Raw genomic sequence first — 1,282 nt, 5'->3', positions numbered from 1 at the left:
CGGCGCGTTCCTGTGTGGAGGTCATGTTAGTTTCTCCTCAGTTGTTGAGCGGCAGTAGTTTTCGATCGGCGAAGACACGCCGAGCAATGGTCATCGCGGAGAGTACGCGGGGGAATCCGGCGTAGGGCAGCGCCTGGATGATCGCTTCGATGACACCGGTGGGCGGTACTCCTGCGTTCAGTGCGGTGGTGATGTGCGCCTCGAGTTGCGGTTCGACCCCACCGAGTCCTATCAGTACACCGAGGATGACCAGTTCGCGACTGCCCATGTCCAACCCGGATCGGGCGTGGACGTCGCCGTAGGCGAACTCGACGGCGAAGCGCTGCAAATCCGGAGCAATATCGGCGAGAGTGTCGTAGACGCGTGCACGGGCGGCTGTCGCTCCACCCATCTCGCGCTGGCGAGCCAGCCCTCGCTCGTATCGTTCGTTCATGACTTTCAGCCTGGTCGATCCAGCTCGGGTGAACCACGCCCAAGTTGTACTGGTACTGCAAAGGCCAGCTTGTCTAAACTCGGGACGGTGACCGAACTGGGCAGCTTTCTTTCCACTCGCCGCGCCAGGATCGACCCGGCCGAGGTAGGGCTGCGCGGCGGCGGTCGCCGACGGGTTCCCGGGTTGCGGCGAGAGGAACTCGCTCAGCTGGCGGGAATCAGCGTGGAGTACTACCAGCGCTTGGAGCAGGGACGTGCCACCAGTCCATCCGACGAGGTTCTCGACGCCATAGCCGTAGCACTGCGGCTGGATGCCGTGGAGCATGTGCATCTGCGGGTATTGGCTCGACCATCACGTCGGCAGCCCCAGCCAACCCGCACAGACGCGCGACCGGAACTGCGATGCATGCTCGACCTCATGAATGCCGTCCCGGCGATGGTCATCACCGATACCTTCACGGTGCTCGCGGTAAACGGGTTGGCGCAGCGACTGTTCGAGCCTCTCGGCGAGCACACGAATCTGGCCCGCTCGCTATTCCTCGCCTCTGGGGCGCGCGAGTTCTATGTCGACTGGACGGATGTGGCGGCCGCGACAAGTGCACAGTTGCGCGTCGTCGCCGGCAGACATCCGAACGACCCGGAAATCGCCGACCTGATCAGTGAATTGTCTACTGCCAGCGCAGAATTCGCTCGGCTGTGGACCACAGGGGACGTGGTGGTGCGCACACACGGAAGGAAGCGTCTCCGGCACCCCGAAATGGGTGTCGTCACGGTGAATTACGAAAACCTCGAGCTACCCGGCGACGCCCGGCAACGACTCGTCGCCTTCACCCCCGCAGCACACGCACCG

General features: G+C 63.4%; 2 protein-coding genes. One reads left to right on the top strand and one right to left on the bottom strand.

Going from position 1 to position 1,282, the window contains the following annotated elements; translation table 11 throughout:
• Window positions 1-37: 37 nt before the first annotated feature.
• Window positions 38-433 carry a carboxymuconolactone decarboxylase family protein gene (locus tag ACIBG0_RS42250; protein ID WP_397041299.1) on the bottom strand — a complete coding sequence of 132 codons (396 nt, stop codon included), beginning with the start codon at window positions 431-433 and terminating at the stop codon, window positions 38-40.
• Between the two features lie 87 nt (window positions 434-520).
• Between ACIBG0_RS42250 and ACIBG0_RS42245 the strand changes: the two genes are divergently transcribed.
• The coding region (locus tag ACIBG0_RS42245) for a helix-turn-helix domain-containing protein (protein WP_397041297.1) at window positions 521-1,282 on the top strand (762 nt) is incomplete at its 3' end.

The organism is Nocardia sp. NPDC050630, assembly GCF_044457245.1.
Taxonomy (GTDB): Bacteria; Actinomycetota; Actinomycetes; order Mycobacteriales; family Mycobacteriaceae; genus Nocardia.
Note: the sequence above shows the minus strand (reverse complement) of the source record. Positions and strands in the feature narration are given on the sequence as shown.